The organism is Rikenella sp. (assembly GCF_056799795.1).
Window position 1 is genome coordinate 64,938 of sequence record NZ_JBQIQO010000005.1, and the last position, 21,497, is coordinate 86,434.

The following is a 21,497-nucleotide window of genomic DNA, read 5'->3' on the forward strand; positions in this document are numbered from 1 at the left end:
ACGATGAAAAAGATTTTTGTGATCGATTGGGTGTTGATTCCGGCTTTTGCCTTGTCGTTCTTCACCGGACTGGGATTGCATGCGGCAGGGCATGGACATCACCACGGAGGGTGGTGGCATGTGTGGACTTTCCTGCACATCTTGACGAGTCTCGCGTTTTTGATTGCGGTCGTGTTTCATGTGACGACGCATCAGGCTTGGTATCGTGGGATTGTCAGGGGCGGAATCGGCCGAAAGAGTAAGTGGACGGCAGGATTGTCGCTGCTGTTTCCGGGTCTGGTGATTACGGGGCTTGTGCTGCTCGGTGTGAAAGGGATGCACTCGCCTGTCGGACTGTGGCACTACAAAATCGGAATCGCCACCGGTGTGGTGGCGATTGGACATGGGATTGCGCGATTTCCGATTTTGCGCCGGTCGCTGAATCGGTCGAAATCTTGAGATTCAGGCGGGGTGGCGAAGAGTCACTCCGCCTTTTTCACCAGCTCCATCCCTTTGCGCAGAGCCGCCTCATTGGCCGGTATCATCTTGTGTGCCCGCTCCGGCAACGAATGCCGCAATCCTTCGATCACCTTCTCGATCGTCACCAACGGCTTGATTTTCAGAAAAGCTCCCAAGACGAACATGTTGAATACCTTGGCATTCCCGCTCCGGGCCGCTTCGACTGCCGCGTCGATGATATAGATATCCAGATCCGTTCTGCGCGGCGCCCGGGTGATGCCGTTCGGGTCGTAGAGCAAAGTCCCGCCCGGCTTGATCGACTCTTCGAATTTGTCTAACGACTGCTGGTTCAGCACGATTCCCGTATCGAACTCCTGCAAGACCGGTGAACTGATCTTCCGGTCGCTCAGAATCACCGTGACGTTGGCCGTCCCGCCCCGCATCTCCGGCCCGTAGGATGGAATCCAACTCACCTCCTGACCCTGCATCACGCCCGAGTAGGCCAAAATTTTGCCCATCGACAAAACGCCCTGACCTCCGAAGCCGGCTATAATGATCTCTTCTTTCATAGTGTGTCGTTATTTTTCAACAGCCGCTCCGGCCGAGGTCGTGTCTTTCAAATCCCCCAACGGGTAGGTGGCGTGCATGTTCTCTTCCATCCACCGATTGGCCGCCACGGGCGACAGTTTCCAGCCCGAATTGCAGGTCGCCACGATTTCGACAAAGGAAAATCCTTTGTTATCGATGGAATTTTCGAACGCTTTTTTAATCGCTTTCTTCGCTCGCCGCACATTGGCCGGAGAATTGACGCTCTGCCGCGTCACATAGGTTACTCCGTCCAGCAAAGCGAGCATGTCGGCCACTTTGAACGGATAACCGTTCAACTCCGGCGTCCGTCCCATCGGCGTGGTGGCGGTTTTCATCCCCAACAACGTGGTGGGTGCCATCTGTCCGCCGGTCATCCCGTATATCGCGTTGTTGATGAAGATAATCGCAATGTTATCTCCCCTATTCGCCGCATGGATGGCTTCGGCCGTCCCGATGGCCGCCAGGTCGCCGTCCCCCTGATAGGTGAAGACGAGTTTGTCGGTGCAAAGCCGCTTCACGGCCGTAGCCACCGACGGCGCCCGCCCGTGCGATGCCTGAATCCAGTCGATGTCGATGTAGTTGTACAGAAAAGCCGCACATCCCACCGGCGTAATCCCGATGGCTTTGTCCTCTGCGCCGAGCTCGTCGATCGCTTCGGCCACTAACTTATGCACCGTCCCGTGCGAACACCCCGGACAGTAGTGCATCGTGGCGTCCAGCAACAAGCGCGGACGGTCGTAAACCCGATTGGCGTCGGTTTCGGCTATTTCGAATATAGGTGTCTCTGCCATAGCTTACAATCCTCCGGTTTCAGTCATAAATTGCTTGAGGGCTTCGTAGACTTCGCGCGGCGAGTGGATGATCCCTCCGGTACGTCCGAAGTGTCGCACCGGTATTTCGGCGTTCCCCACCGCCATTCGCACGTCCTCGATCATCTGCCCCATACTCAACTCCACGGACAAGAACCCTTTGGCATGCTGTGCCGCCCGGCGGATCGCTTCGCTCGGAAACGGGAACAGGGTGATCGGACGGATCAGCCCGACTTTCAATCCCGCTGCGCGTGCGTCTTCGACCACTTTGGCGCAGATCCGCGACGAGGCTCCGTAAGCCACCAGTACATATTCCGCATCGGAGACCTCCATCTCTTCAACCCTCACCTCTTCGCGCTCCATCCGCTCGTATTTCGCCTGCAACTTGTGGTTGTGCCGCTCCATGGTCTCCGGATCGATGTAGCACGACGTCACGATATTTCGCTCTTTTCTGTGTGCGCCTTTCCCGAGTGCCGCCCACGGACACTCTTTGCGTATCTCTTCTTCCGTTCGGCGCGGTTTCTGCGGGCTCAGCCGCACCTTCTCCATCATCTGTCCGATCACGCCGTCGGCCAGAATCATGGCCGGATTCAGGTACTTGAAAGCCAATTCGAATGCCAAGTCCACGAAGTCGTTCATCTCCTGCACCGAGTTCGGCGCCAGTACCGGCATCCGGTAGTCGCCATGTCCCCCACCCTTCACGACCTGAAAATAGTCGGCTTGCGACGCCTGGATCGTCCCCAGCCCCGGCCCGCCGCGCGATACGTCGATCACGACGCACGGCAGCTCCGCGCCCGCCAGATAAGAGAGCCCTTCACACATCAGCGAGAGTCCCGGGCTCGATGTCGAGGTCAGGACGCGTTTCCCCACCGACGCGCCTCCGTAAACCATATTGATCGATGCCACCTCGCTCTCGGCCTGCAATACGACCATGCCGGTGGTCTCCCAAGGCCGCAGTTCGGTCAGTGTCTCCAAGACCTCCGACTGCGGGGTGATGGGGTATCCGAAGTAGCCGTCAGCCCCGCACCGCACGGCGGCGTAGGCGAGCACTTCGTTCCCTTTCATCAGTTTGATATCTTCCATCTCTTATGCTTCTTTTTTCTCGCGGTAAACGACGATGCAGCTGTCCGGACATACTACGGCACACCCGGCGCATCCGATACAGGCGTCGGGAGCTGCCATATAACAGTAGTTGTACCCTTTGGAGTTGACTTGCGGGTTCAGTTCGATGGTTTGTGTCGGACAGGCCTCGATGCAGACGCCGCAACCTTTGCAACGTTCGATGTCTACGACGATCTTTCCTTTTATTTTGGCCATGGCGTATGTTCTGGAGTTTGTGCCCAATACTAACGTACAAATGTACGGGGAATGTTGTTCGGCACAGGGGGTAGTTTGAGTTCGGATACGGAGGCCAAAAGCATAAAAAATAGGGTAACTATCTGTTACCCTATTTTTTAAGGATCGACTTATTTCGATACCCAAACTTCTGTGCGTCGTTTTACTCGTCAAGCGAGTGGATCACCAGTCCCGACCGCAGTTTCGGTTCGAACCAGGTGGTTTTCGGCGGCATGATATTTCCCGTATCGGCAATGTCGATCAGTTGTTTCATCGAGACCGGATATAAAGCGAACGCCACGGCCATCTCCCCGCTGTCCACGCGGTCGGCCAACTCCTTAAGGCCCCGAATCCCGCCGACGAAGTCGATGCGTTTGTCTGTCCGCAAATCCTTGATTCCAAGGATTTTGTCTAATGCCAGATTCGACAGGATCGTGACATCCAATACCCCGATCGGATCGCTATCGTCGTAGGTTCCGGGTTTGGCCTTGAGTTCGTACCACTCCCCTCCCAGATACATGGCAAAGTCATGTAATTCAGTCGGTTTATAAATCTCTTTGCCTTTTTTCGTCACGATAAAATCGGCTTCCAAAGCTGAGAGGAGTTGCGTCGGCGTCAAGCCGTTCAAATCCCGCACCACCCGGTTGTAGTCGATGATTTTCAGCTGGTTGTCCGGGAAAATCACTGCCAGAAAATAGTTGAATTCTTCCGTACCGGTATACGTCCCCCCGGCTTTGAGAAGAGCCTCCTTTTTTTCGGCCCCTACCCGCGCCGCGGCAGCTGTCCGATGATGTCCGTCCGCCACATACAAAGCCGGAATTCGGGCGAAAATTTCCGTAATCCGCGCAATCGTCTCCGGATCGTCGATCACCCAAAATTTATGTCCGAACCCGTCCCCCTCGGCAACGAAATCATATTCAGGTGCTTTCGAAGCCGTAACTTGGCGGATGATGGTATCCATCTCATCCTGTGCGGGATAGGCGAAAAATACCGGTTCGATATTGGCGTTCTGGTTCCGCACGTGGATCATGCGGTCTTCCTCCTTGTCCGGCCGGGTCAGTTCGTGCTTCTTGATCTTGCCGTCGACGTAGTCCTGAAAATGGCACGCTGCCACCAGGCCGTACTGCGTCCGTCCGTCCATCGTCTGGGCATAGACGTAGTAATGTTCCTTGTCGTCCTGCACGAGCCAGCCGTTGGCTTTCCACGTTTTAAAATTGGCCACAGCTTGGTCGTAAGCCTGAGTGGAGTGTTCGTCGATGATCGGGTCGAAGTCGATTTCCGGCTTGATGATATGGAGCAGCGATTTCTCTCCCGCTTCCGCCTTGGCTTCTGCGGAGTTCAGCACGTCGTACGGGCGCGAAGCGACCTCTTTGGCCCAGGCTGCCGGCGGCCGTATTCCCTTGAAAGGTTTGATCTGTACCATAAGTCTATTTATTCACCTGAAATTTAGTCACTCCGTCTTTCAGGAACGACACAATCTGCCGTGCCGCCGCCAACCCGGCATTCACGTTGGCCTCTGCGGTCTCCGCTCCCATCTTTTTCGGGGTGGTGAAGAAGCGTTTGCCGAATTTCTCGGTCAGCTCGGCTGCGGTGTCCGGCAGAATGTCGGTGATATATTTCAAGTCTGTCCGCTCTTCGAGAGCCTTGGCCAAACCCGCCTCGTCGATCACCTCTTTGCGTGCCGTGTTGACGAGCGTAGCGCCTTTCGGCATGGACATCAGCAGGTCGTAGCCGATGGAGCCCTTGGTCTCTGCCGTCGCCGGAATGTGCAGCGACAGGTAGTCGCTATTCCGGTACAGTTCGGCCACGGACGAAGCCATCTTCACTCCGTCGTTGGCGAAGATGGTCGGGTCGGTAATGAACGGGTCGTAGGCAGATACCTCCATCCCCAATGCCTTTCCGTACCGCGCCACGATCCGCCCCACGTTTCCGTAAGCGTGGATCCCCAGCCGTTTGCCGCTGATTTCGGTTCCTGTCCCCGGCGTGAACTGGTTGCGGGCCATGAAGATCATCATCGCGATGGCCAGTTCAGCCACTGCATTGGAGTTCTGTCCCGGGGTGTTCATCGCTACGATCCCGCGTGCGGTGCAGGCCGCCAGGTCGAGGTTGTCATACCCTGCCCCGGCCCGAACCACGATTTTCAACTTCGGCGCTGCTGCAATTACATCTGCTGTCACTTTATCCGACCGCACGATCAGCGCGTCGGCGTCCGCGACGGCGGTTTTCAGTTCGTCAACGGAGGTATATTTTTCGAGTAAGGCGCACTCGTATCCTGCTTCGCGGGCAATAGCTGCGATGCCGTCGGTGGCTTGTTTCGAAAAAGGTTTCTCGGTCGCTACTAATATCTTCATAACAAATCGTTTAACGTACATTTATTGTCATTGATTTATCGCCTCGAACTGTTCTTTTTCTGAAGAAAAAGAACCAAAAAGACTTTCGACGGATGCTAGCGCATCCTCCAGCTGCCGGCGGCCCAAGTCTCGGCCTTTTCTTTGGGCCGGGGATTCTTCCGGGCGCGATAATGTGGGAATTACCCTAACGCGCCCGGAAAACCCCGACCCAAACGTAATCGCGAAGACTGAGGACTGCGGAGCCTGAGGCGTAGCGTAGCTATCATGAAAGTTCTTTGGGTACCTTTCTTTCAAGAAAGGTACGGTTCCAGCAGGCACAAAGAATACAGTTAAATGTACTGTTTTTCGAATTCCTGCATGCAGTCTACCAGCGCCTGGACACTCTCTTTCGGCATCGCATTGTAGAGCGAAGCACGGAAGCCCCCCACCAGGCGGTGACCCTTGATTCCCACCATGCCGCGTTCTTTGGCGAAATCGAGGAACGCACTCGGTTCCAGATCCTTGTGCGCGTCGCTGTAGACGAAGCAGACATTCATCAGCGAGCGGTCTTCCTGTGCCGCAGTGCCCGTGAACATCGAATTGCGGTCGATTTCGTTATAGAGAAGCGCCGCTTTCTCTTCGTTCAGTTTCTGGATCGCCGGAACGCCGCCGATTGACTTGAGCCACTTCAACGTTTCGCGCACTACGTAGATCGGGAACACCGGCGGCGTGTTGAACATCGATCCGCCCTCCACATGCGTGCGGTAGTCCAGCATGGTCGGAATCGGTCGCGAAACCTTGCCCAATATGTCGTTGCGGACGATAACGAAAGTCACCCCCGCCGGCCCCAGATTCTTCTGTGCCCCGCCGTAGATCAGGCCGTATTTCGACACGTCCACCGGCCGCGAAAGAATGTCCGACGACATATCCGCCACGAGCGTCACCGGCGAGTCGATGTCGGTCTTGTACTCCGTCCCGAAGATCGTGTTGTTGGTCGTGATGTGCAGATAGTCCAGATCCGTCGGAATCGTGTATCCTTTCGGAATGTACGAGAAGTTCTTGTCTTCCGACGAAGCCACCGTTTCGACCTCGCCGAACAGTTTGGCCTCTTTCAGCGCCTTTTTGGCCCACACCCCGGTATTGATATACCCGGCTCTCTTTTCCAGCAGGTTGAACGGCACCATGCAGAACTGCATGCTCGCCCCGCCGCCGAGGAACAGTACGCTGTACCCTTCCGGGATGTGCAGCAGCTCTTTGAACAGCGCTACCGCTTCGTCCAGCACCTCTTCGAAATCCTTGGTGCGGTGCGATATTTCGAGCACCGAAAGCCCGATACCATTGAGGTCCAGTACGGCTTTGGCGGCGTTTTCGACCGCTGCGCGGGGCAGGATCGAAGGCCCGGCGGAAAAGTTGTGTTTCTTCATATCGAGTTTGTATTTCTTAAGATGTACGCCTGTTCGGGTGGCCGGAAGTCCGGCGGAGAGAAAGCCCAAATATCGGAAAATATTATCCAATCGTGAAATTTTCAGGGGGATTTTGTTCCGGGGCGAGGCGCCGGGAGCTGAGGCCCGAGGGAAAAATGAGAAATTCGCGTTATATTTGCTCGGTATAAATCAGTGAATCGTTATGGTAAAGTCGATGACCGGCTACGGTCGTGCCGAACGGCACACGAAGCAGCGCAAAATAATCGTCGAAATCAAGAGTCTGAACAGCAAACAGTTGGATATGTCGGTGCGGATTCCGACCCTGTATCGGGAGAAGGAGTACGACATCCGCAATACGGTGGGTAAGGCGTTGGGGCGGGGAAAGGTAGACCTCTGCGTCTCGTTCGAGAACCTCGGAGGGGCCAAGACCGGGTGCGGCGGGACGATCAATGCGGCGTTGTTCAAATCCTACTATGAGCAGCTCGTGCGGCTGCGGAGCGAGGTGGGCGATACGAACGGAAACGAACCGCTGATGACGGCGGTGTTGCGGCTGCCGGAGGTGATGCAGACCGAGATGGTGAGGGTCGATCCGGAGGAGTGGACGGCATTGGCCGAAGCGGTGAACGAGGCGGTGGAGAACCTGAACCGGTTCCGGGAGCAGGAGGGTGAGGTGCTTATCGCAGACCTCCTGAAACGGATCGATACGATCGAGGAGCTGGCGGCCCAGATCGTGCCGCTGGAGGGAGAGCGGATCGAGACGGTGCGGGCGCGGTTGAGGGACAATCTGGAGGCGTTGCAGGTGAAGGTAGACCATAACCGGTTCGAGCAGGAGATCATCTACTACCTCGAAAAGTTCGATATCACGGAGGAGAAGGTGCGGCTCAAGCAGCATTGCGACTACTTCCGGACGGTGGCCCGGGAGTCGGAGGGGGTGGGACGCAAGTTGGGTTTCATCGCGCAGGAGATCGGACGCGAGATCAATACGACGGGCTCCAAGGCGAACCATGCGGGGATTCAGAAGCTGGTGGTGCGGATGAAGGACGAGTTGGAAAAGATCAAGGAACAGTTACTCAACCTCTTGTAAAAAACGTTTCGAGCTATGGGCAAAGTCTTGATATTCTCGGCACCGTCGGGATCGGGTAAAACGACGATCGTTCGGCATCTGCTGGAGCGCTTTCCGGAGCTGGAGTTTTCGATTTCGGCCACGTCGCGGGCGCCGCGGGGGGCGGAACGCGACGGGGTGGACTACTACTTTATGGACGACGCGGAGTTTCGGGCGCGGGTGGAACAAGGCGAGTTCGTGGAGTGGGAGGAGGTCTATGCCGGAACGTGCTACGGGACGTTGAGGGCCGAAATCGACCGGATTTGGGATCGGGAACATGTGGTAGTCTTCGATGTCGATGTCGTGGGGGCGTTGAATATCAAAAAGTTGTTCGGCGATCAGGCTTTGTCGATCTTCATCATGCCGCCGTCGGTGGAGGTGTTGCGGGCCCGGTTGGAGGGGCGCGGCACCGACTCGCCGGAGGCGATCGAACGGCGGCTGGCCAAGGCGGAACAGGAGATCGCCTATGCGTCGAAATTCGACCGGGTGATTGTCAATGACGACCTGGAGACGGCTTATGCGGAGGCGCGGCGGGTGGTCGGCGATTTTCTGGCCGGGCGATGAGGCGGAGCGGAGAGAGACGAATCGCGCTCCTGATGGGGTCGTTCAATCCGGTGCACGGCGGGCATCTGGCGGTGGCGCGGTATGTGGTGGAGCGGGAGTTGGCGGAGGAGGTGTGGATGGTGGTGTCGCCGCAAAATCCGTTGAAAAGTCCGGAGGAGCTGGCTCCTTTTGAGGATCGGCTGGAGATGGTGCGGTTGGCTTTGGAGGAGATCGGCGAGGCGCGGCTCCGGGTTTGCGATGTCGAACGCGATCTGCCCTACCCTTCTTACACGATTCACACGATCGAGTATCTGCAACGTCTCTATCCGGATGCGGTATTTACGATTCTGGCGGGCAGCGACATTGCCGACCAGTTGCCGCGGTGGCATCGGTCGGAGGAGTTGCAGCGGTTGGTGCGTTTTCTGTTCTATCCGCGAGGCGGCGGCGTGGCTTCGCCGGAGATGGCGCAGGCGCCGGGATTCGAGATCGACTCGACGTCGATCCGGCGGGCGTTGGCCTCGGGCGGAGATTTGGCGGAGGGTGCGGTGCCGGAGGCGGTGCAGGCTTATATCCGTGAACGGGGATTGTACGGGGTGACCAGAGGGGCGGATTTCTATTTCGAACGGGGACGATCGTATTATCGACAGAATGATTTCGGTCGGGCGCTCAACGATTTCAACCGGGCGTTGGAGTTGGAGCCGGGGCATACGGCGGCGCGGGAGATGCGCGATATGACGGAGGCGATTTTCAACTTCCGGAATTTCGACCTCTATAATCCGTGAGGGATATTTTTGCTATAAAGCGGCGGGGGGACATTTTATTCATGAAATGTCCCCGCGGTTTTTTAGTATGGTGTCCGGTCGTTCTATTTGGTGAAATGGAGTTTCGAGGTGTCGAAACCGCGTTGTCGGGCCACATCGAGCAGCTGTTGCGTCGTTTCCTGCGACAGTTGCGGTTGCCGGGAGAGAATCCACAGCGTTTTGTGCCGTTTACCCGCCACGAGGGCGTATTGGTAGTCCGGATCCAAGGCCAGAATGTAGTACGGTGCGTAGAAAGGCCCGAAGAAGGAGACTTTCAGAAAACCCGGACGGACGGGGTCTTTCGGAGCTCCTAATTTCGCCTTGCCCGCTGCGGTGACTGTCGGGCCGTCGGGCGAACCGCGCCGACCGGTATTCACGACTCGTATCTTGCCGTCCGACCGCAAACTGTATTCGGCGGTGACGGCATACATATCACGTTCGAACCGGTAGTCGAACCGGGCGATTTCGTACCATTTTCCTAAATAACGCTTCGGATCGAAGCCGGTAATCGTTTCGTATTCCATTGTTCGATAGTTTATAAGGGTTTGTACCGAACGTCGGAAATATCAAGAAGCGTGCCTAAATCGGGCGCGTCTTCTCCGCCAACCAGGCGCGCTCCTCGGGCGTCAGCCGGGGCGAGAGTCGTTCATACACTGCGGCATGATACCGGTTCAGCCAGTCGCGCTGGTCGGCGTCCAACGCCGCAGTTTCGACGGCCCGCAGCGAGATGGGGCACAAGGTCAGCGGTTCGAACCGCAGAAAACCGGCCGGACACCCCTCTTCCGTCACCAGCGTCAGGTTTTCGATTCGTATCCCGTGCCTCCCCGCGAGGTATAATCCCGGTTCGCAGCTCTGTACCATGCCCGGTTGCAAGGTTACCGGATTTTCGTTCATCCGGATCGACTGAGGCCCTTCGTGCACGCATAGGCAGTGCCCTACCCCATGCCCAGTCCCGTGCAGGTAGTTCTGCCCGGCTTTCCAAAGGTAACGGCGCGCCAGCACGTCCAACTGAGCGCCTCGTGTCCCGACCGGAAACTGCGCGGCGCTCAGGTCGATCATCCCCCGCAAAACGGCGGTATAATCCCTCCGCTGCTCCTCCGTGGGCGCGCCGAAATGGTAGGTGCGCGTGATGTCGGTCGTTCCGAACGGGTACTGCCCGCCGCTGTCGATCAGCAGAAAACTGTCGGTGCCGATCGCCCGGTCGCTCTCCTCGGAGACGGCATAGTGTACGATCGCCCCATGCGAACCATATCCGGCAATGGTTTCGAAACTTTCGCCGCGGAAATCGGGATCGGCTGCCCGAAAAGCATGCAACCGGTCGGCGATCTCCCGTTCGGTAGGCCGCCCGCCCGCTTCGACCGTCTGTTCGAGCCACCGTTCGAACCGCACCAATGCCGCTCCGTCCACCTCCATCGCCCGCCGGAATCCGTCGATTTCGATCGGGTTTTTGACGGCTTTCAGCAGGGCGATCGAACTGTAAGGCGTTGTCTCCTCTTCGATTCGAGCTCTGGCAGCTTCCAAAGCGGCGTAATGAAACTGATCCAGCCCCTCCGGATGTACCACAACCGGTCGATTCGCCAGCGTAGCGAGGTAAGCGTCGAAAGCCTCGTAAGCCCGTACTTCCACCCCCTCGGCAGCCAATTGTTCCCATTCCCGCGGGCCGAATCGTTCCGGTACGGTGAAGAGCAGCGCGCGTTCCGGTTCGACCGACAGATAACTGATGACGAGCGGATTGTATTCGATATCTGTGCCCCTGATATTCAGCGTCCAGGCGATTTCGTCCAGTACGGCGACCAGCCGCACCGCCTCCGGAATGCCATCATCCGGTATCCGAAGACGCTGCAATTTAGATCGGGTCGATTCGCCGCTGTATCGTTCCTCTAAAATCGCGGCCGGTTCGGCCGGAATGTCCGGTCTTCCGTCCCAAATCGTGTCGAACGGATCGGAGCAGTCGACCAAGGTCATTCCCCCCTCCGCCGCCTCGTCCGCCAGCCGCAGGAAAGCCCGGTGGCTGAACAAACGACCGTCGATGCCGATCCGCCGCACATCGGACTGTGCGGCCAGCCACTCCATCACCTCCGGTGTCCCGACCAGTCCCATCCGCTGGAGTTCGATACCGCTTCCGTCGAGCTGCGCTTCGGCTTGCAGAAAGTAGCGCGAATCGGTCCACAGGGCAGCTCCTCTCCGTGTCACGACCACCGTCCCCGCCGACCCGTCGAACCCGCTGATCCACGCCCGACAGGCCCAATGCGGAGCGACGTGTTCGCTGAAATGAGGGTCGTTCGACGGCACAATGAAAGCCTCGACCTCCTCCGCCGCCATCCACTCCCGCAGTTTTTCCAGACGACTCCGAATCATGTCTCTATTTCGCAAATTTCATTTCGTCCAACAGATAGCCCGCGCCGCCAACCCGGTCGATCAGGAACAAGGCGTAGCGGATGTCCAGCGCGATATTGCGGCACACGACCGGATCGTACTCCAGGTCGGACATCGTCCCCTCCCAGCAGCGGTCGAAGTTCACGCCGATCAACTCGCCCCGGGCGTTCAGCACCGGGCTGCCCGAGTTGCCGCCCGTGGTGTGGTTCGTGGCGATGAAGGCCACCGGCACCGTCCCGTTCACCGCCCACCGGCCGTAGTCTTTCGTCTCGTACAATTGCCGCAGCCGGGCCGGCACGTCGTAGTCGTAGATCTCCGGATTGTCCTTCTCCATCACCCCGTCGAGGGTCGAGACGGGTTCGTAGCAGATCGCGTCCGCCGGTCGGTAGCCGTCCACCTTGCCGTAGGCGATGCGCAAGGTCGAGTTGGCGTCCGGATAGAACGCGTGTTCGCCCCGCCGCATCTCCATCATGCCCCGCATGTAGGTGCGGTATTCGCGGTCGATCTGTTTGTTCAGCGCCGCATAAGTCGGTTCGATCCGGTTTTTGTAGACCTCCGTGAAAGCCCGATAGGCCTGTACGGCGGCATCGTTGTCGATGGTGCCGTGCAGGGCGGTCGTATCTTCCGAGGCCAGCAGGCGGTTTACCCGGGTCGAATCGGTGAAGAGGCTGGAGTCGAAAATCGCTGCCATATCCGTGGTTGCTCCGTTCGGCCGGAATCGTTCCGGAACGTTGCGGAGGTATTCGCTCATCAGCGCCCCCGCCGTCTCCCGGTCGATAGCCGCGGAGTAGTCTTTGAAAAAGAGGTCGGCATCGGTCTGTAATCTGGCGAGTGTCTTCGGAGTCAAATCTTTGGCGTCGGCAAATTTTCCGGCGAACTTGAGCAGCTCGATGGCCAGCACGGCCTCCGCATGGTAGTCCCGGGCAAAGGCATACGGCTCCAGCGAGTCGTACAGCGCCGCCAGCCTCCGCGTGGTGCCCGCATATTCCGGCTTATCGGCCGCCCAGACTTCGAATTTCGCTTCGAAGTCGCGTTTCTTATCGACCGTTCCCAAACGCTGCAACCCCTTCATCTCGCCCTGCCACTTTTTCCAGGCGTTCGACACGCTGGCGTTCTTCGCCGCATACTGGATCCGTACTTTCGGATCGGCCGCCTGCGCCCGGTTCATGATGTTCAGCCGCAACGTCCGCAGATTTACTTTGTGCGGGTCGCTCTTCTCTTCGATGTAGCGAACGGCCTCGGAGTGCAGGTACTGGTAAGTTCGCCCCGGAAATCCGTAGACGAAGGTGAAATCGCCGGGCCGCATCCCGCGCAGCGAGATGGTGAACGATTTTTTCGGCACGTACGGCACATTGTCCGGCGAATATTTTGCAGGTTTATTGTCCCGCCCCGCATAGACGCGGAAGATCGAGAAATCGCCCGTGTGTCGCGGCCACATCCAATTGTCGGTGTCGCCTCCGAACTTACCCACCGCCGACGGCGGAGCGAAAACCAGCCGCACGTCTTCGAATACTTCGTAGACGAACATAAAGTATTGATTCCCATAGTACAACGCTTCGACCGAAGCTTTGTAGTGATTACCTTCGGTAGCCGCCCGGACGACGGCTTCTTTGTTGGCGTCGATTCTTTTTTGCCGCTCCGCTTCGCTCATCTCCGGGGTGACGCCGTCCAGAATCCGGTCGGTCACATCGCTCATCTCGACCAGAAAGCTCACGACGAGGCCCGGATTGGGCAGCTCTTCGCTGCGGTTCATGGCGGCGAAACCGTGGGTCAGGTAGTCGTGTTCCACGGAGCTGTGCTGCTGAATCTGTCCGTACCCGCAATGGTGGTTGGTGATCAGGAGTCCCTGATCGGAGATCAGTTCGCCGGTGCAGCCGCTGCCGAACCGCACGATGGCGTCTTTCAGGCTGGCCCGGTTCACGGCATACAAGTCCTGTGCCTTGAGCCGGAATCCCTTGGCGCGCATATCTTTGATGCGCCCCTGTTCGATCAGGCTCGGCAGCCACATCCCCTCGTCGGCCCGCACCGCAGAGCGGCTGAACAGCAGGAGGCCGCAGGTCAGAGCGAATAGAGTCGATTTTTTCATATCTCGTTCATGGATTTATGATTAGCACTGTATCGTGTCCGTATAAAGTCGGTCAGTTTCGTGTACAAAAGCCGCGTGGGCAGCCCCATGACGTTGTAGAACGATCCGTCGATGCGCTCGATTCCCACGTAGCCGATCCACTCCTGAATGCCGTATGCCCCCGCCTTGTCGTACGGTCGGAAGGTGTCGACGTAAAAGGCGATTTCGTCCATAGAAAGCGTCCCGAACGTTACCGCCGTAGTCTCCGAAAAGGTGACTTGTGCCGCATGGTTCCGAATCGTCACGCCGGTTGTGACGTGGTGTGTGCCTCCCGACAAGGTATTCAGCATTTCGATAGCCGCCTGTCGGTCTTGCGGCTTGCCGAGCGCCCGTTCGCCGTGCAAAACGAGGGTGTCGGCCGTGATGAGTATCTGGTTCTCCTCCAGCGGCTTCGGATAGGCTTCCGATTTCAGTCGGGAGAGATAGCCCGGAACCTCCGCCAGCGGTAGCGAGGCGGGATAACGCTCTTCGACCGCATAAGCGTCAGCCACCCGAAACGGGATCGCCATCCCGGTCAATAACTCTCGCCGTCGCGGTGAACCGCTGGCGAGAATGATGTCTAAATTTTTGAATTCCACTCGATTTTTCGGTGTTATTTGATCTGGAAATCCAACATAGGGCGCCCCTCCAATTCCGCGGTAATCCGGTCGCCGATATGTACTTGTCCCACCCCGACCGGCGTTCCGGTGAAGAGCAGGTCGCCGATCCGCAGGGTGACGAACTGCGACACGTAGGCAATGATCCGATCCACGCTGAAAATCATATCTCCCGTACATCCCGTCTGTTTCCGTTCGCCGTTCAAATCCATCGAGAAATGGATGTTTTGGATATCAGGCAATTCCGCCTTCGGCACAAAGACCGGCGCAATGGCCGCCGAGTGGTCGAATCCTTTGGCGATCTCCCACGGCAGCCCCTCGGCCTTGCACCGCCGTTGCAGGTCGCGGGCCGTGAAATCGATTCCCAGCCCCACCTCTTCGTAACAACGATGGGCGAACCGCTCTTCGATTCCCTTGCACAATCGGTTGATTCGCACCACCAACTCGCACTCGTATTGCACGTCCTGCGAAAAGTCGGGCAGGTAGAACGGATCGTTGTTCCGCAGCAGCGCCGTGTCCGGCTTGATGAAAAAGACCGGCTCCCGCGGGGTTTCCCGCGGCGTCTGTTCGTCCCACACCGACGGCAGCTCCCGGACGTGTTCCGGGTAGTTCATGCCGATACAGATAATCTTCATTTCGAATGATTTACGTGTAATAACCGTACCATCTCGTCCGCCACGCGCGCCGATGCTCCCGGCTCGCCCACCACCCGGCGCAACTCCCCGAAATCCTGCATGATCCGCTCGTGTTTCACCCCGCCCGGCAGCACCGCACGCAGTTCCGCTTCCGCCGCCTCCGGCGTAAAATTGGTCTGGATCAACTCGCGGATCGCTTCCCGGTCGAGGATCAGATTGACCAGCGAAATAAAGCGCAATCGTGCGCTCACCACCTTTTTCGCAATCCAGAAACTCACAGCCGATCCGCGGTAGCAGACCACCTCCGGAATCCCCAGCAAAGCCGTTTCGAGCGTCGCTGTCCCCGAGGTGACCAGCGCCGCCGCCGAACGGGCGATCGTTTCGTAAGTCCGGTCGCAGACGAACCGCACGTCGCTCCCCTGTAAATAGTTGTCGTACAGCGATCTGTCGAGCCACGAAACTCCCGTTACCACAAACTGATATTCCGGAAACCGTCGCGCCACGGCCACCATGGGCGGTAGGTTGTACCGAATCTCCGAAGCCCTGCTCCCCGCCACCAGCGCAATGATCGACCGCTCGTCCAAACCGTTTTCTGTCCGAAAAGCCTTGTCATTCTCCGGCGTCACCGCCGGTCGCCCGGCGATAGCGTCCATCAGCGGATTGCCCGCATAGAAAGCCTCGATCCCATGTCGCCGGAAATAGTCGATTTCGAATGGGAAAATGATGAAGAGCCGGTCGACATATCTCCGTAAATCCTTGACGCGCCGCTCTTTCCACGCCCAGACCTTCGGGGCGATGTAATAAAAGACCTCCGGCCTGTTGACACCTGTCGGCCAGAGATGCTCGTGGGCAAATTTCGCCATCCGCAGATTGAAGCCCGGATAATCTATGAGAATCAGCGCATCCGGACGGTAAGCCGCGATGTCTTCCCGGCAGAAACGCATCTGTCGACCGATCCGCCGCAGGTTTTTGAGCACCTCCCAAAAACCCATGATCGAAGCCTCTTTGTAGTGTTTGACCAGCTGTCCGCGGTCGCCCGCCGCTTCGACCATCTTGTCGCCGCCCCAGAAACGGAATTCGGCCTCCGGATCGGCCGCGAGCAGCCCCTTGATGAGGTTCGAGCCGTGCAAATCTCCGGACGCCTCGCCGGAGAGGATGTAATATTTCATGTCGTTCGGTTATTTGGTCTCCAACAGATCCGGCCTCAGCCGTTGTGTCCGCTCGAAAGCCTGATCTTCCTGCCACTTCGAAATCTCGGCGAAATTCCCGGACAGCAGTACGTCCGGCACTCGCCACCCGTTGAACTCCGCCGGGCGCGTATAAACCGGCGGTGCCAGCAGGTTGTCCTGGAAACTGTCCGTCAGGGCCGAACACTCGTCGCCGATCGCTCCCGGCAGAATCCGTACCACGCTGTCCGTAATGATCGCCGCTGCCAGCTCGCCGCCCGTCAGCACATAGTCCCCGATCGAAATCTCGCGCGTAATCAGATGCTCTCGCACCCGATAGTCCACCCCTTTGTAGTGTCCGCACAGGATGATCAGATTGCCTAAGATAGATAACCGGTTGGCCTCCTGTTGGTTATAGATCACCCCGTCCGGCGAGGTGTAAATAACTTCGTCGTACTCCCGTTCGGAGCGTAATTGTGTGATAATCTTATAGATCGGCTCTACCTTCATGACCATCCCCGCCTCGCCGCCGAACGGGTAGTCGTCCGCCGTGCGATGTTTGTCCTCACAGTAGTCCCGCAGGTTGTGGATGTGTATTTCGACCAGCCCCTTGTCCTGTGCCCGCTTGATGATCGATTCGCTCAGGGCGCCGTCCAACAGTTTGGGCAGCAGGGTGATAATATCAATTCTCATGCGTCGTTCGATCGCTTTTGTAGTTGACGTCGCCGCGCAACGCTTCGACGATGAACGGGTTAAACATCACTTCGTGCGCCACGGTACTGCCCGGCCCGTGTCCCGGAAAGATGCGGGTGTCGCCGCCCAGCGGAATCACCTGACTGATAATGCTCTCCATCAGGGTCGGATAGCTTCCGCCCGGCAAGTCCGTCCGACCGATGCTCTCTTTGAATAGCAGGTCGCCCGTCAGCAACAACTCTGCGTCCGGTACATGGATCGCGATGTGTCCCGGCGAGTGTCCCGGGGTCTGGAGGATACGGAGGGTGCTGTTTCCCACCGGAATGGTCTCGGTCTCTGCGAGGTCGACGTCCACCGTCGGAATCGGATCGACGTCGAAGCCCATATCGGCATAGCAGTGGGCCATCTCCAGAAGGGGCCGGTCGTTGCGATGCAGGGCGAAAGGAATCCCCCACTGCCGTTTGGCGAACTCCACGCCGCAGATATGATCCACATGGCCGTGCGTATTGATGGCCATCATAGGTCGCAGGTCGTTTTTTTCGATGAAAGCGGCGAGGGTCTGCCGTTCCTGTTCCGTCGAGCAGCCGACGTCGACGAGGACGCACTGTTTCGTCTCGTCGAACAGCACGTAGGTGTTTTCGCCGAACGGGTTGAAGGTAAGGGTGGCCAGTTTGAGCATAAGGCGAGGAGGGTAAAGGGTTATCGCCTCCAAATTTACGAAATTTACCCGTATCTTTGCCTCTATACCGAAATCGAGCAATCATTTATGAAACCGAGAAAGAGCAAATATCCGCAGATCGAGGCGCTGGAGATCACCGATATAGCCGCCGAGGGAAAGTCGCTGGGAAAATACAACGATGTGGTGGTTTTCGTGCCCCATACGGTGCCGGGCGATGTGGTTCGCGTCCAGATCAACAACAAACGGCGGCGGTTTATGGAGGGGTATGTGCTGGATTTCGTGCAATATTCGCCGCTTCGGGTCGAGCCTTTCTGCAAACATTACGGCGAGTGCGGGGGGTGCAAGTGGCAGGCGCTGCCCTACCCGATGCAGCTGGAGTACAAGCAGCGGCAGGTGGCCGACCAGCTTCGACGGCTGGGGGGGATCGAATTGCCGGAGATTTCGCCGATCATCGGGTCGGAGAAGAGCGAATATTACCGGAATAAACTGGAATTCACCTTTTCGGATAAGCGGTGGGTGCCGCGGGCGGAGGTGGCCGAAGGGGCGGCTATGGGAGATGGCGATGCGCTGGGGTTCCATATCCCGGGGATGTTCGACAAGGTGCTGGATGTCGAGTGGTGTCACCTGCAACCGGAGCCTTCGAATGCCATTCGGTTGGAGGTCAAACGGTTCGCGCAGGAAAACGGGATGGAGTTTTACAACCTGCGGGAGCATCGGGGGTTGTTGCGGAATATCATTGTCCGGACTTCGACGACCGGCGAGGTGATGGTGACAGTGGTCTTTGCACGGGAGGATGCGGCGGCCCGGACGGCTCTGTTGGAGCACTTGCGGGTGCGGTTTCCGGAGATTACTTCGCTCAATTATATCATCAATGAGAAACTGAACGATTCCATCGGGGATCAGGAGGTGTTCTGTTACTCTGGTAAGCCGTATATGGAGGAGCGGATGGAGAATCTGACCTTCCGGATCAATCCCAAGTCGTTCTACCAGACCAATTCGGAACAGGCGTATAATCTCTATAAGGTGGCGCGCGATTTTGCGGAGCTGACAGGCGATGAGGTGGTCTACGACCTCTATACGGGGACGGGCACGATCGCCAATTTCGTGGCGGCGAGGGCGAAACGGGTCGTCGGGATCGAATATGTGCCCGAGGCGATCGAGGATGCCAAACAGAATTCGGCGCTCAACGGGATCGGGAATACGCTGTTCTTCGCGGGGGATATGAAGGATGTGCTGAATGCGGAGTTCATTGCCGAACACGGGCGTCCGGACGTGATTATTCTCGATCCGCCGCGGGCGGGGATTCACGGCGATGTGGCGGCGACGATTCTGGCGGCGTCTCCGCGACGGATCGTCTACGTGAGCTGCAATCCGGCGACGCAGGCGCGCGATTTGGCGATTTTCGATTCGGCTTACCGGGTGACGAAGGTACAGCCGGTGGATATGTTTCCGCACACGCACCATGTCGAGAATGTGGTGCAGTTGGTGCGGCGTTAATCGGGTGCGGCGCGATGGAGTTTTTGGAGACGGAAGACGGTTCGTTGACGGTGCGCCATCCGGTGCTGGGCGAGTTCTACCACTCGGATCGAGGCGCGGTGGGCGAGGCGGAGCATGTCTATATCCGGGCCGGATTCGAGGCGGTTCCCGCTCGGGAGCCGGCGGTGTTCGAGGTGGGTTTCGGAACGGGGCTCAATGCGTGGCTGACCTTGCGGCGGGCTGCGGAGACGGGGCGGCGGGTGGATTATCGGGCGATCGAGCTCTACCCGGTGGAGCGGGAGGATGCGGCGCGGCTGAACTATACGGATGATCCGCTTTTCCTGGAATTGCACGATGCGGCGTGGGACGGGGCCCGGCACGAGGTGGGAGCGGGATGCGGGCTGACGAAGTATCGGGCGGATTTGCTGCGGTTCGATTTCGCGCCGTTGGCGGGGCGTTTCGATGTGATCTATTTCGATGCCTTCGCGCCGGATGCGCAACCGGAACTCTGGTCGGCGGAGGTGATGGAGCGGATGTTTTCGATTCTGAAGCCGGGCGGCGTGCTGGTGACCTATTCGGCCAAGGGGACGGTCAAACAGGCTTTGCGGACGGCCGGGTTCGAGGTGGTGCGGTTGCCGGGAGCGTTGGGCAAACGGCATATGGTGCGGGCGGTGAAACCGTCGGTGGAATAATAACGGATTTTTCTTATGGAAGACAAGGAATTGGTGGCAAGGGCGTTGGAGGCGGCGCAACGGGCATGGGCGCCCTATTCCCGGTTTCGGGTGGGTGCGGCGGTGCTTTTGGAAGACGGCGGGGTTGTGTGCGGGAACAATCAGGAGAATCGGGCTTACCCTCTGGGGAGTTGTGCGGAGCGGGTGGCGGTGAATTATGCGCGGGCGACTTTTCCGGAGTTGCGGGTAGTGGCGATTGCGATCGCTTCGCCGGATTCGGAGGTTCCGGTGGCGCCGTGCGGCGGGTGTCGGGAGCTGCTTCTGGAGGCGGTGCGGGCACAGGGCGCGCAGGATATACGGGTGTTGATGGCGGATCGAACGGGGGATTCGGTTCGGGAGGCGATGGTGTCGGAATTGTTGCCTTTCGCTTTTGAACTCGAATAGCGGGAAAGAGTGCAGCCACTCTTTCAGGGTCGCCGTCCTGTTTATTCCGAGAGGCACCGCAACTGAAAACCGTAGCCGCGGTTGTACGCGTCGCCGGGGTTGAGCCACATCGTGTGGAAGTGCAAGAGCACGCCGTTAGTCCTGCTAAAGGAGGAAGACCAAATGTACCCACCGATGCCGACACCCCACAATGCGCCTTCGCTGCTGCCGCGGTGGCCCGGGGCGATTGTGATGATGGATTTTTTCTCTGCTACTATTCCGCATTCGAGTTGATCGCTCTCTCAAAAAAGGCCCACAGTGTATCGTCTGCCGGTGTCGGCGCTTCGACGGTAATCGTTTTGTGCGTGACCGGGTGTTCGAAACTCAGGCGTCTGGCCCACAAAGATATCCCGCCGTCTTTATTGGAGCGAGCCGCGCCGTATTTCAGGTCGCCTTTGATCGGGCAGCCGATCTTACTGAGTTGACACCGGATCTGGTGGTGCCGCCCGGTCAGCAGTTCGATCTCCAACAGATGATAGCGGTCGCCGGAAGCCAGAAGTTTGTATCGTAAAATCGCCTCTTTCGCCTCCCCTCTCAGCCGCTCCGGAACTGCCGTGAACGTTTCGTAAGCCGCCGATTTGTTGGTCTTTCCGTTCCGAACGATGTAGTGTTTCAACTCTCCTGCCGCCGTGTTGCCGGAGGGGCGGTTTTCGACGATCGCCCAGTAAGTCTTTCGGAATTTCCGCTGTTTGAGCTGTTCGTTGAGTCGAACGAGGGCTTTCGAAGTCCGGGCCAGCAGTACGGCGCCTCCGACCGGTCGGTCGATCCGGTGGACGACACCCAAAAAAACGGCTCCCGGCTTGGCGTATTTCACTTTGATATAATCCTTTACGGTCTCTTCCAGCGCGGGCCCTCCCGACTGGTCGGGCTGTACGAGCTCGCCGGGACGTTTGTTGACCACGATCACGTGGTTGTCTTCGTAAAGTACTTCTACCATAGTGTGAGAAAGATATAAAAATCCCGCCGGCCTTTCGATCTACCAAATGGGGGCGAGTAGACCGAAAGCAAGTGCCGACGGGAAAAAATCATTCGTTTATTTTGTGTACTCTGCTGGAACCGTACCTTTCTTGAAAGAAAGGTACCCAAAGAACTTTTGCAGAGGTCGTCCCCGTGGGACGACCACGGGTTATCTCCGCCTTGTTTCGTTGGGCTGTGGTTTTCCGGCGGGGGCGCATTGGGGTAATACTCGCATTATAGCGCCCCGCCGAGAAAACCCAGCCCGACAGAC

The 21,497-nt window shown here is 58.0% G+C and carries 23 protein-coding genes; 7 read left to right on the top strand and 16 right to left on the bottom strand.

Annotated elements, in window-relative coordinates; translation table 11 throughout:
- Positions 1-3: 3 nt before the first annotated feature.
- Entirely contained in the window at positions 4-438 is a 435-nt protein-coding gene (locus ACTO3O_RS02495; protein WP_297829487.1) for a DUF4405 domain-containing protein, read from the top strand.
- Between the two features lie 23 nt (positions 439-461).
- Here ACTO3O_RS02495 and ACTO3O_RS02500 read toward each other — a convergent pair whose 3' ends face one another.
- From ACTO3O_RS02500 to serC, 7 genes are all read right to left on the bottom strand, one after another.
- Complete coding sequence (locus ACTO3O_RS02500; RefSeq protein ID WP_297829490.1) at positions 462-1,007, bottom strand: 2-oxoacid:ferredoxin oxidoreductase subunit gamma family protein; 546 nt, start codon at positions 1,005-1,007, stop codon at positions 462-464.
- Between the two features lie 9 nt (positions 1,008-1,016).
- Positions 1,017-1,817, bottom strand: coding sequence for a thiamine pyrophosphate-dependent enzyme (locus ACTO3O_RS02505; protein WP_297829493.1), 801 nt, complete (start codon positions 1,815-1,817; stop codon positions 1,017-1,019).
- 3 nt (positions 1,818-1,820) lie between these two features.
- Entirely contained in the window at positions 1,821-2,918 is a 1,098-nt protein-coding gene (vorB, locus tag ACTO3O_RS02510) for a 3-methyl-2-oxobutanoate dehydrogenase subunit VorB (protein WP_297829496.1), read from the bottom strand.
- A gap of 3 nt (positions 2,919-2,921) precedes the next feature.
- Positions 2,922-3,152, bottom strand: coding sequence for a 4Fe-4S dicluster domain-containing protein (locus ACTO3O_RS02515; protein WP_294591219.1), 231 nt, complete (start codon positions 3,150-3,152; stop codon positions 2,922-2,924).
- Positions 3,153-3,333: 181 nt separating this feature from the next.
- Positions 3,334-4,593 carry a DUF1015 domain-containing protein gene (locus ACTO3O_RS02520; RefSeq protein WP_297829501.1) on the bottom strand — a complete coding sequence of 420 codons (1,260 nt, stop codon included), beginning with the start codon at positions 4,591-4,593 and terminating at the stop codon, positions 3,334-3,336.
- Between the two features lie 4 nt (positions 4,594-4,597).
- Positions 4,598-5,521 (bottom strand): 3-phosphoglycerate dehydrogenase, encoded by a 924-nt coding sequence (locus tag ACTO3O_RS02525; RefSeq protein WP_297829503.1) that lies wholly within the window; start codon positions 5,519-5,521, stop codon positions 4,598-4,600.
- Positions 5,522-5,850: 329 nt separating this feature from the next.
- Positions 5,851-6,924, bottom strand: a complete 1,074-nt coding sequence (serC, locus tag ACTO3O_RS02530; RefSeq protein WP_297829507.1) for a 3-phosphoserine/phosphohydroxythreonine transaminase — start codon at positions 6,922-6,924, stop codon at positions 5,851-5,853.
- A 202-nt stretch (positions 6,925-7,126) separates the two neighbouring features.
- Between serC and ACTO3O_RS02535 the strand changes: the two genes are divergently transcribed.
- Genes ACTO3O_RS02535 through nadD form a run of 3 tightly spaced genes read left to right on the top strand, consistent with a single transcriptional unit; the run spans position 7,127 to position 9,351 of the window.
- A complete protein-coding gene (locus tag ACTO3O_RS02535; RefSeq protein ID WP_294593148.1) occupies positions 7,127-8,008 on the top strand; it encodes a YicC/YloC family endoribonuclease in 882 nt (293 codons plus the stop codon).
- A 15-nt stretch (positions 8,009-8,023) separates the two neighbouring features.
- A complete protein-coding gene (gene gmk / locus ACTO3O_RS02540; protein ID WP_297625692.1) occupies positions 8,024-8,590 on the top strand; it encodes a guanylate kinase in 567 nt (188 codons plus the stop codon).
- Complete coding sequence (nadD, locus tag ACTO3O_RS02545; protein ID WP_297829510.1) at positions 8,587-9,351, top strand: nicotinate (nicotinamide) nucleotide adenylyltransferase; 765 nt, start codon at positions 8,587-8,589, stop codon at positions 9,349-9,351. The genes gmk and nadD overlap by 4 nt, the downstream gene beginning before the upstream one ends.
- An 83-nt stretch (positions 9,352-9,434) precedes the next feature.
- On the opposite strand, the gene ACTO3O_RS02550 is transcribed toward nadD, so the two are convergent.
- The 8 genes from ACTO3O_RS02550 to ACTO3O_RS02585 are packed head-to-tail and all read right to left on the bottom strand — an operon-like array spanning position 9,435 to position 17,639.
- Positions 9,435-9,893 carry a lipocalin family protein gene (locus ACTO3O_RS02550; protein WP_297829511.1) on the bottom strand — a complete coding sequence of 153 codons (459 nt, stop codon included), beginning with the start codon at positions 9,891-9,893 and terminating at the stop codon, positions 9,435-9,437.
- Between the two features lie 55 nt (positions 9,894-9,948).
- A complete protein-coding gene (locus ACTO3O_RS02555; RefSeq protein WP_297829514.1) occupies positions 9,949-11,727 on the bottom strand; it encodes an aminopeptidase P family protein in 1,779 nt (592 codons plus the stop codon).
- 4 nt (positions 11,728-11,731) lie between these two features.
- Complete coding sequence (locus tag ACTO3O_RS02560; RefSeq protein WP_297829517.1) at positions 11,732-13,831, bottom strand: S46 family peptidase; 2,100 nt, start codon at positions 13,829-13,831, stop codon at positions 11,732-11,734.
- Positions 13,828-14,448: a Maf family nucleotide pyrophosphatase gene (locus ACTO3O_RS02565; protein ID WP_297829520.1), complete on the bottom strand. Its 621-nt coding sequence runs from the start codon at positions 14,446-14,448 to the stop codon at positions 13,828-13,830. The genes ACTO3O_RS02560 and ACTO3O_RS02565 overlap by 4 nt, the downstream gene beginning before the upstream one ends.
- Positions 14,449-14,462: 14 nt before the next feature.
- Positions 14,463-15,101 (bottom strand): fumarylacetoacetate hydrolase family protein, encoded by a 639-nt coding sequence (locus ACTO3O_RS02570; protein ID WP_297829523.1) that lies wholly within the window; start codon positions 15,099-15,101, stop codon positions 14,463-14,465.
- Positions 15,098-16,270 (bottom strand): lipid-A-disaccharide synthase, encoded by a 1,173-nt coding sequence (gene lpxB / locus ACTO3O_RS02575; RefSeq protein ID WP_297829526.1) that lies wholly within the window; start codon positions 16,268-16,270, stop codon positions 15,098-15,100. The genes ACTO3O_RS02570 and lpxB overlap by 4 nt, the downstream gene beginning before the upstream one ends.
- 9 nt (positions 16,271-16,279) lie before the next feature.
- Positions 16,280-16,960, bottom strand: coding sequence for a tRNA (guanosine(37)-N1)-methyltransferase TrmD (gene trmD / locus ACTO3O_RS02580; protein ID WP_297829528.1), 681 nt, complete (start codon positions 16,958-16,960; stop codon positions 16,280-16,282).
- Entirely contained in the window at positions 16,950-17,639 is a 690-nt protein-coding gene (locus tag ACTO3O_RS02585; protein ID WP_297829531.1) for an MBL fold metallo-hydrolase, read from the bottom strand. The genes trmD and ACTO3O_RS02585 overlap by 11 nt, the downstream gene beginning before the upstream one ends.
- Positions 17,640-17,726: 87 nt before the next feature.
- Here ACTO3O_RS02585 and rlmD point away from each other — a divergent pair, with 87 nt between their 5' ends.
- From rlmD to ACTO3O_RS02600, 3 genes are read left to right on the top strand one after another with little or no spacing between them, the layout of a single operon-like run.
- A complete protein-coding gene (rlmD, locus tag ACTO3O_RS02590) occupies positions 17,727-19,136 on the top strand; it encodes a 23S rRNA (uracil(1939)-C(5))-methyltransferase RlmD (RefSeq protein WP_297829534.1) in 1,410 nt (469 codons plus the stop codon).
- Positions 19,137-19,150: 14 nt separating this feature from the next.
- On the top strand, positions 19,151-19,807 hold the full coding sequence (mnmC2, locus tag ACTO3O_RS02595; RefSeq protein WP_297829536.1) for a tRNA (5-methylaminomethyl-2-thiouridine)(34)-methyltransferase MnmC2: 657 nt from the start codon (positions 19,151-19,153) through the stop codon (positions 19,805-19,807).
- A 15-nt stretch (positions 19,808-19,822) separates the two neighbouring features.
- Positions 19,823-20,230 (top strand): cytidine deaminase, encoded by a 408-nt coding sequence (locus tag ACTO3O_RS02600; protein WP_297829539.1) that lies wholly within the window; start codon positions 19,823-19,825, stop codon positions 20,228-20,230.
- Positions 20,231-20,483: 253 nt separating this feature from the next.
- On the opposite strand, the gene ACTO3O_RS02605 is transcribed toward ACTO3O_RS02600, so the two are convergent.
- Positions 20,484-21,206 carry an RluA family pseudouridine synthase gene (locus ACTO3O_RS02605; protein WP_297829542.1) on the bottom strand — a complete coding sequence of 241 codons (723 nt, stop codon included), beginning with the start codon at positions 21,204-21,206 and terminating at the stop codon, positions 20,484-20,486.
- Positions 21,207-21,497 lie beyond the last annotated feature (291 nt).

Bases quoted from the DNA above. Each gene is read 5' to 3' on its own strand.
- ACTO3O_RS02495 (WP_297829487.1), top strand. From the start codon at position 4: ATGAAAAAGATTTTTGTGATCGATTGGGTGTTGATTCCGGCTTTTGCC.
- ACTO3O_RS02500 (WP_297829490.1), bottom strand. From the start codon at position 1,007: ATGAAAGAAGAGATCATTATAGCCGGCTTCGGAGGTCAGGGCGTTTTG.
- ACTO3O_RS02505 (WP_297829493.1), bottom strand. From the start codon at position 1,817: ATGGCAGAGACACCTATATTCGAAATAGCCGAAACCGACGCCAATCGG.
- vorB (WP_297829496.1), bottom strand. From the start codon at position 2,918: ATGGAAGATATCAAACTGATGAAAGGGAACGAAGTGCTCGCCTACGCC.
- ACTO3O_RS02515 (WP_294591219.1), bottom strand. From the start codon at position 3,152: ATGGCCAAAATAAAAGGAAAGATCGTCGTAGACATCGAACGTTGCAAA.
- ACTO3O_RS02520 (WP_297829501.1), bottom strand. From the start codon at position 4,593: ATGGTACAGATCAAACCTTTCAAGGGAATACGGCCGCCGGCAGCCTGG.
- ACTO3O_RS02525 (WP_297829503.1), bottom strand. From the start codon at position 5,521: ATGAAGATATTAGTAGCGACCGAGAAACCTTTTTCGAAACAAGCCACC.
- serC (WP_297829507.1), bottom strand. From the start codon at position 6,924: ATGAAGAAACACAACTTTTCCGCCGGGCCTTCGATCCTGCCCCGCGCA.
- ACTO3O_RS02535 (WP_294593148.1), top strand. From the start codon at position 7,127: ATGGTAAAGTCGATGACCGGCTACGGTCGTGCCGAACGGCACACGAAG.
- gmk (WP_297625692.1), top strand. From the start codon at position 8,024: ATGGGCAAAGTCTTGATATTCTCGGCACCGTCGGGATCGGGTAAAACG.
- nadD (WP_297829510.1), top strand. From the start codon at position 8,587: ATGAGGCGGAGCGGAGAGAGACGAATCGCGCTCCTGATGGGGTCGTTC.
- ACTO3O_RS02550 (WP_297829511.1), bottom strand. From the start codon at position 9,893: ATGGAATACGAAACGATTACCGGCTTCGATCCGAAGCGTTATTTAGGA.
- ACTO3O_RS02555 (WP_297829514.1), bottom strand. From the start codon at position 11,727: ATGATTCGGAGTCGTCTGGAAAAACTGCGGGAGTGGATGGCGGCGGAG.
- ACTO3O_RS02560 (WP_297829517.1), bottom strand. From the start codon at position 13,831: ATGAAAAAATCGACTCTATTCGCTCTGACCTGCGGCCTCCTGCTGTTC.
- ACTO3O_RS02570 (WP_297829523.1), bottom strand. From the start codon at position 15,101: ATGAAGATTATCTGTATCGGCATGAACTACCCGGAACACGTCCGGGAG.
- lpxB (WP_297829526.1), bottom strand. From the start codon at position 16,270: ATGAAATATTACATCCTCTCCGGCGAGGCGTCCGGAGATTTGCACGGC.
- trmD (WP_297829528.1), bottom strand. From the start codon at position 16,960: ATGAGAATTGATATTATCACCCTGCTGCCCAAACTGTTGGACGGCGCC.
- ACTO3O_RS02585 (WP_297829531.1), bottom strand. From the start codon at position 17,639: ATGCTCAAACTGGCCACCCTTACCTTCAACCCGTTCGGCGAAAACACC.
- rlmD (WP_297829534.1), top strand. From the start codon at position 17,727: ATGAAACCGAGAAAGAGCAAATATCCGCAGATCGAGGCGCTGGAGATC.
- mnmC2 (WP_297829536.1), top strand. From the start codon at position 19,151: ATGGAGTTTTTGGAGACGGAAGACGGTTCGTTGACGGTGCGCCATCCG.
- ACTO3O_RS02600 (WP_297829539.1), top strand. From the start codon at position 19,823: ATGGAAGACAAGGAATTGGTGGCAAGGGCGTTGGAGGCGGCGCAACGG.
- ACTO3O_RS02605 (WP_297829542.1), bottom strand. From the start codon at position 21,206: ATGGTAGAAGTACTTTACGAAGACAACCACGTGATCGTGGTCAACAAA.